At 72.8% G+C, this 7024-nt stretch carries 3 protein-coding genes, 1 other RNA gene and 1 pseudogene; all 5 read right to left on the bottom strand.

What is annotated here, in order from left to right; translation table 11 throughout:
- Positions 1-4316: type I polyketide synthase (locus tag G3I42_RS25085; RefSeq protein ID WP_164289556.1), on the bottom strand; the 4316-nt coding region annotated here is incomplete at its 3' end.
- A gap of 134 nt (positions 4317-4450) precedes the next feature.
- Positions 4451-5386 carry a sterol desaturase family protein gene (locus G3I42_RS25080; RefSeq protein ID WP_203607308.1) on the bottom strand — a complete coding sequence of 312 codons (936 nt, stop codon included), beginning with the start codon at positions 5384-5386 and terminating at the stop codon, positions 4451-4453.
- 419 nt (positions 5387-5805) lie between these two features.
- Positions 5806-6192, bottom strand: a transfer-messenger RNA (tmRNA) gene (gene ssrA / locus G3I42_RS25075).
- A 170-nt stretch (positions 6193-6362) separates the two neighbouring features.
- Positions 6363-6845, bottom strand: coding sequence for an SsrA-binding protein SmpB (gene smpB, locus G3I42_RS25070; RefSeq protein WP_007822904.1), 483 nt, complete (start codon positions 6843-6845; stop codon positions 6363-6365).
- An 18-nt stretch (positions 6846-6863) separates the two neighbouring features.
- Positions 6864-7024 (bottom strand): annotated as a pseudogene (locus tag G3I42_RS37820) (peptidase S41); the annotation flags it as partial.

Raw genomic sequence — 7024 nt, 5'->3', positions numbered from 1 at the left:
CGCGCGGGGTCGAGGTCGACGAGCTTGCCCCGGTGTCCGGCGAGTTCCTGGTGGCGCAGGACGCGGGCGACGCCCCAGGCGGGCGCGCCGAGCGGTTCCACGCTGTCGCGGGGGGCGACGGGCTGCGCGCCGCGCGTCACGACGTGCAGGCGGCACGTGTCGCGGCGGGCGCGCAGGAGGCGGGCGAGGGCGACGAGGGTCCAGGCGCCGCGCGCGGTCGCCGTCCCGACGTCCGTGCCGGAGACCCCGGCGAACTCCGGGTGCCCGAGGTTCCACAGGTGCACGAGCTCGCCCCGGAACGGGGCTCCCTCGCCGTCGAGTTCGGCGAAGAGCCGGTCCAGGTGCACGGGGTCCTCGGGGGCGAGTGTCACGTCCCCGGTCTCGTCCCGCGCGTACTCCGTCCCGGGCCGTACGAGCCGGCAGCGATCGCCCCGTGCGCGGACGAGCGCCGCGAAGGCGTCGGCGAGGCCGGTGGTGTCGGCGAGCACGAGCCAGTCGCGCGGGCTCGGCGCACCGGCCTCGGAGGCCCGCGCACCGGGTTCGGAGATCCGCGCACCGCCCTCGGAGGTCCGTGCGTCCGTCTCCTCCGGCGTTTCGTCGAGCCCCGGCAGCGGCACCCACTCCGGTACCGCGAGCCAGGAGTCCACGGTCGTGCGGGACACCGTGGTGGAGACCTGGTCGATGTCGGCGGCGCGGAAGCCGGTCACGCGTCCGAGCGGGGTGCCGTCCCCGGCGTCGTACAGCGCGAGGTCGGCGAGGAGTTCTTGCCCGTCGTCCCGGGTGACCGTGCCGTGCACCCACAGCGCCCGGTCGCCGCTCGCGGCGAGGTCGACGTCGCCGAGCGAGAGCGGGAGCCGCACCCCGGAGGCGGGGGCGGTCTCCTCCGCGCCGTCCGGGATCTGCCGCGTGAGCAGCGCCTGGAAGCAGGCGTCGAGCAGGACCGGGTGCAGGTGGTGCTCCCCGGCGTCCGGGCCGAGGAGCCCGGCGGGCGGGCGTACCTTCGCGAGCACTTCGCCCGCGCCCGTCCACACCTCCTCGATGGCCTGGAAGGCGGGCCCGTAGTGGTAGCCGAGCGCCGCGAGTCCCGCGTAGCAGGTCTCCGCGTCGAGACGGCGCTCCGCGCGCGCCCGGATCCCGGCGGCGTCGAGCACGGGTCCCAGCGAGGCGGGCTGTCCGGAGCGCAGCACCCCGGCCGCGTGCACGACGGGCTCGGTGTCCGCGTCCCCGGGGGTCGCGATCGTGAACGCGGCCGTCTCGGGGTCGACGCTGAGCTGCACGGTGCTCGTGGCGTCCTCGGCGAGGAAGAGCGCCTTGCGCAGGTCGATCCCGGCGAGGCGGACGCGCGGCGCGCCGGTCAGGGCGCGTACGGCCTGCGCGGCCATCTCCACGTACCCGGCGGCCGGGAAGACCGCGGTGCCCTGGATCTGGTGATCGGCGAGGTACGGGAGCCGCTCGGTGTCGAGCGCGGACTCCCAGGTGGGCGCGGCGTGCGCGCTGCGGCGGCCGAGGAGCGGGTGGTCGAGCTGTCCGAGGCGCACGCGGGCGACGTTGGCGGGCTCGACCCAGTGCCGCTCGTCGCGCCAGGGGTAGGCGGGCAGCGGCACCGTCGTCCCGGCGGGCTGGAGCGCGTCCCAGTCGATGGGGCGGCCGAGGGTGTGCAGGGTCGCGAGGGAGACGGCGAAGCGCTCGGGCTCGTCCTCGGCGCGGCGGATCGAGGGCACGGTGACGGCCTCGTGCCCGGTGGCCTCGGCGCACTCGCGCAGCGAGTGGGCGAGCGCGGGGTGGGGGCCGATCTCCAGGAAGAGCCGGTGCCCGTCGCGGGCGAGGCGGTCGACGGCGGAGCGGAAGTGGACGCGCTCGCGCACGTTGCGCCACCAGTAGGCGGCGTCGAGCCGGACACCGTCCGCGTTCGACTCCATCCCGGTGAGTTCCAGCGGGACCCGGGGCGCCTGCGGGTCCAGGAAGGCGAGCGAGTCGAGGAGTTCGTCCTTGATCGCGTCCATCTTGTGCGAGTGGTAAGGGACTTCGACAGTCAGCGCCTTGGCGAAGACCTGTTCCTCGGTGAGCCGCGCGGCCAGTTCCTCCAGCGCGTCCGTGTCGCCCGCGAGAGTCACCGCGCCGGGGCTGTTCACGGCCGCGACGGCCACGCGTCCCCGGTACTGGCGCAGTCTGCGCTCGGCCTCCTCCTCGGGGAGCCCCACGGCGAGCATGCCGCCGGTCCCGGCGAGCTTGTGCTGGAGGCGGCTGCGGTGGACGGCGATGACGCACGCCTCGCGCAGCGTGTAGACCCCGGCCTCGTGGAAGGCGGCGATCTCGCCCGTGCTGTGCCCGACGATCGCCTCGGGCCGCACCCCGTACGAGTGCCAGAGGCGCGAAAGCCCGTACTGCACTGCGAAGTTGGCGGGCTGGGCGAGCCACGTCTCCGCCATCCGGGAGGAGTCGGCGTCCTTGCCCATCTCGTCCAGGAGCGACCAGCCCGCGATCTCGCGGATCTCCCGGTCGCACTCCTCGACGGCGGCCCGGAAGACGGGTTCGCTCGCGAGCAGCCCCTGCCCCATGCCCCACCACTGCGGGCCCATCCCGGTGTAGACCCACACGAGCCGCCGGTCCTCGGGCTCCAGGCGCCGGTTCTCGACGACGCGCGGGTGCGGGTTGCCCGCCGCGTACGCGTCGAGGGCCTCGCGCAGCGACTCGCGGGAGGAGTGGACGACGGCGAGCCGCGACTCCAGGTGCTGCCTGCGGTGCGCGAGGGTGTGCCCGAGGTCGGCGAGCGCCACGTCCTCGTCCAGTTCGGCCCGTACCTGCGCCGCCTTGCGCGCCAGCGCCTCGGGGTGGCGGGTGCTGAGCGGCAGCACGGTCCAGGGGCGCGCGGCGGGGGCGGGCCCGGGGGTGGGGCGCGCCGGGGCCTCCTCGATGATGAGGTGCGCGTTCGTCCCGCCGAAGCCGAAGGAGTTCACGCCCGCCCGGGCCGGGCCCTCGTGCGCGGGCCAGGGGGTGGGGACGGCGGGGATCTCGTACGGGAGGCTGTCGGCGTCGATCGCGGGGTTGAGCGTGTCGAGGTGCAGGTGCGGCGGGATGACCTTGTGTTCGACGGCGAGCGCGGTCTTGATGAGCCCGGCGATCCCGGCGGCCGACTCGGTGTGCCCGATGTTCGTCTTGACGGAGCCGACGTAGCAGGCGGCGCCGGGGGCGCGGCCCTCGGCGAGCACCCGCGCGAGGGCGTTCGCCTCGATCGGGTCGCCGACCGGGGTGGAGGTGCCGTGCGCCTCGACGTACTGGAGCTGCCCGGGCGCGATCCCGGCGTCCGCGCACACCTCCCGTACGAGACGGGTCTGCGCCTCGCCGCTCGGCACGGTGATGCCGGGTGTGCGGCCGTCCTGGTTGACGCCGCTGCCGGTGAGGACGGCGTGGATCGGGTCGCCGTCGCGCAGCGCGTCCGAGAGCCGCTTGAGCGCGACGAGCCCGACGCCCTCGGCCCGTACGTACCCCTCGGCGCTCGCGTCGAAGGCGCGGGAACTCCCGCTGCGCGAGAGGAAACCGCCCTTGGTCTCGGCGATCGTGTACTGCGGGGTCATGTGCAGCAGCACGCCGCCCGCGAGGGCGAGGTCGGTCTCGCCGCGCAGGAGCGCCTGGCGGGCGAGGTGGACGGTGACGAGCGAGGAGCTGCACGCCGTGTCGACGGTGAGGCTCGGGCCGCGGAAGTCGAAGACGTGCGAGATGCGGTTCGAGACCATCGTCATCATCGTGCCCGTCGCGGTGTGCGCGGCGAGTGTCTCGAAGCCGAGGTCGGCGAACTGGAGGATCTTGTAGTCGAGTGTGAACGCGCCCACGTAGACGGCCGTGTTGGAGCCGACGAGGGTCTGCGGGCGCTGCCCGCCGTCCTCCAGGGCCTCCCAGGCGACCTCCAGGAGCTTGCGCTGCTGGGGGTCCATGTGGTCGGCCTCGCGCCCGCTGATCCCGAAGAAGGCGGGCTCGAAGCGGTCGAAGCCGTCGATGTAGCCGCCGCGTCCGCCGGTGAGCCTGCCGGGCTTGTCGCGGTGGCGGCTGCCGAGCGTCGTGGTGTCGTAGCGGTCGGCGGGCGTGGGCGTCACGCAGTCCTTGCCGGTGACCAGGTTCTGCCAGTAGGCGCGGTGGTCGCCCGCGCCGCCGGGGAGCCGGCAGCCGATCCCGATGATGGCGACCTTCTCGCCGTCCGCGACCGGGGCGCGGGGGGACGGGGGCGGGTCCTGGGCGGTGGCGCGGTGGTGCTGCGCGGGCTGCGGGGTGTCAGCGCGCGGGGTTCCCGGGGCCGGGGACTCGCTGCGGGCGGCGGCCATGTGGGCACACTCCTCGGATTCGCGCGTCCTCCGGGAGCGGTCCGGGGCGCGGCAAAGTCTGCTGGTGGTACGGGCGGAGGGGCGGTGGGGAATCGGGACGTCGGTACGGAGGGCCGGGGGCGGGCGGGTCTCGCTCAGGCGCCCCGGGGGCCGTCCGTGCGGGCGACGGGGGTCTCGGCGGGGGCCTCCGCCTCCCGTGGGCGTGGGGAGCGCCGTACGGGGTGCAGGAGGCTGCCGAGGACGTCGCCGGTCCGCGGGAAGGACGTGGGGTCGTGGAGCCCTACGGCGGCGGGCGTACGGCCCGGGTGCCAGGTGAAGCTGCCGAAGAGGTGGTCCCACACGGAGAGGTCGGAGCCGTAGTGCCCTGCCTCGGCGAGCTGCGTGCTGTGGTGCAGGCGGTGCTGCTCGGGGCTGGCCAGGACGTGGTTCAACGGGCCGATGCGGACGTCGATGTTGGCGTGGATGAAGTAGCCCTGGGCCGCGACGAAGAGCCCGGAGGCGAGCACGGAGTGGGCGGAGAATCCGACGGCGGCGAGCAGGAGTTGCACGCAGCCCTGGGAGAAGACGATGTCGAGCACGTGGTTGACGCCGTTGTTCGCCACGTTGACCTTCGCCGGGACGTGGTGCACGCCGTGGAGCTTCCACAGGTGCCGGTTGGTGTGGCCGAGCCGGTGGGTGACGTAGCCGGCGAGGGAGCCGGCGAGCAGGGTCAGGGGCAGTTCGGCCCAGAGCGGCAGCGCCGGGTGGCCCGTCGCCACGAGCGTCATGAGGCCCGTGACGAGGAACTGCGCGAAGGCGCTCGCGAGCATCGTGAGCACGAACCAGACGCCGTACCAGCGCCACTCGGCGGCGGTGGGCTGCCAGTCGCGCTCGTACGGGACGAGGCGTTCCAGCAGGGCCAGGTAGAGCACGACGCCCATGAGGAAGAACGGGCTGACCCGCTCCGGGTCCCAGTCCCGCGCGAGCGCGAAGCCCGCGACGAGCACGGTGACGACGAGCAGCACGGGATAGGCGAGCAGACGCAGCAGCGCCCTGCCGTACCCGGTCACGACGGATTCCCTCCTGCGCATCGCGCACCCCCCAGCGATCAGCGGCGGCCGGCCCGTCGTTGGGCAGCGTGCAACCGTGACGAAAATCAAATGAATACGGAAATGGATTCCGCAGCGGATTGAGGGAATGTTTTCCGTTCCCGCGCCGCCCAACCCCCACTTTCGGGCGAATCTCCGCAGCGCAAGGGCGCACGGGAATCCCGCCGTGAGCCATTGAACAGGAGGGACGACACCGTGGGATACCTGCGCCACTCCAAGGAGTTAATTAATATGCTCATCACTTTTATAGGGCGCACGGAAAGGAGCAGGGGTCGCACGGAAGGGGGCACGCCGCCGCCCCGCGCCCCGGTACCGCGCGCCCCTCACCAGGCGTTCTGCCCCCGAACGCGAAAAAGCCTCCGGCCCGTGACGCGAACGTCACGGGCCGGAGGCCACAAAGGGAGTGGAGATGGCGGGAATCGAACCCGCGTCCAACGGTGCGGAAAGAGGGCTTCTCCGAGCGCAGTCCGCTGCGATTTTCTCGGCCCCGGAGATCACGCGGACAAGTCTCCGACGGGCTCAGTCACTGTTTGATTTCCCTCTTACCCCCGTGACCGGGGTGAGAGGTTTAGTCCCCTAGCTGATGCCAGGATCCGGGTCGGGAACAGCCCCGGGCTGACACTCCGCGGAGTCTTCGCTAGCTGCTAATCAGGCAGCAAGGGCGAAGGCGGAGGAATCGCGCTTGGTATTGGCGATTATTTTTTGCGACATATGGTTTACGAGATCATTGCCGCTTCCTCGGCTCGCTTCCCCTGTTTCGACAGCCGCTGTCGAAACCGATCATCCCCTTGTGGTGTTGTCAAAGCCGTCGCCGCGAGGCTCCGGCCGCACGCACCGCGTACGGTGCTTACGCCATCGTACGCCATCGTACGGGAACAACGCCGTCGCGTGCCAGCGCATTCCCGCCCGCGCGGAGCCGTCCCGGGAGCGCCCCGCGCCGCCCGGCGCAGGGCCCCGCTCAGGCCGCCCGCTGCTTGCGCCGGGCCGCCGACATCGCGCGGTGCGCCTCGCGCGTGTCCTGCTTCTCGCGGAGCGTCTGGCGCTTGTCGTACTCGCGCTTGCCCTTCGCGAGCGCGATCTCGCACTTCGCGCGCCCGTCCTTGAAGTACAGGGCCAGCGGGATGATCGTGTGCCCCGTCTCCTGCGACTTCGCGTCCAGCTTCGCGATCTCCTCGGCGTGCAGCAGCAGCTTGCGCCGCCGGCGCGCGGAGTGGTTCGTCCACGTGCCCTGCGAGTACTCGGGAACGTGCACGTTGTGCAGCCACGCCTCGCCGCCGTCGATCTGCACGAAGCCGTCCACGAGCGAGGCCCGCCCCTGCCGCAGCGACTTCACCTCCGTGCCGGTGAGCACCATCCCGGCCTCGTAGGTGTCGATGATCGTGTAGTCGTGTCGCGCCTTCTTGTTCTGCGCGATCAGCTTGCGTCCTTTTTCCTTTGCCATGGTCCCTCCATTTTCGCACTACGAGGGGGTGCCGAGGCCAGTCAATACCTCGCGGGCCCGCCCCTCCGCCGCCCCCGTGGCCGCGCTCACGTCCGGCGTGAGCCCCGTGCCCTCCACGCCGCGCCCCGCGGGCGTCCGCCACCGGCCCACGGTCAGCTCGGCCACGCTCCCGTCGGGCA

Origin of the sequence: Streptomyces sp. SID11385 (assembly GCF_010548245.1) — a bacterium.
Classification (GTDB): domain Bacteria; phylum Actinomycetota; class Actinomycetes; order Streptomycetales; family Streptomycetaceae; genus Streptomyces.
The sequence above is the reverse complement of the archived record's forward strand: the minus strand, read 5'-3'. Positions and strand labels throughout refer to the sequence as shown.

Bases quoted from the DNA above. Each gene is read 5' to 3' on its own strand.
- G3I42_RS25080 (WP_203607308.1), bottom strand. From the start codon at position 5,386: ATGCGCAGGAGGGAATCCGTCGTGACCGGGTACGGCAGGGCGCTGCTG.
- smpB (WP_007822904.1), bottom strand. From the start codon at position 6,845: ATGGCAAAGGAAAAAGGACGCAAGCTGATCGCGCAGAACAAGAAGGCG.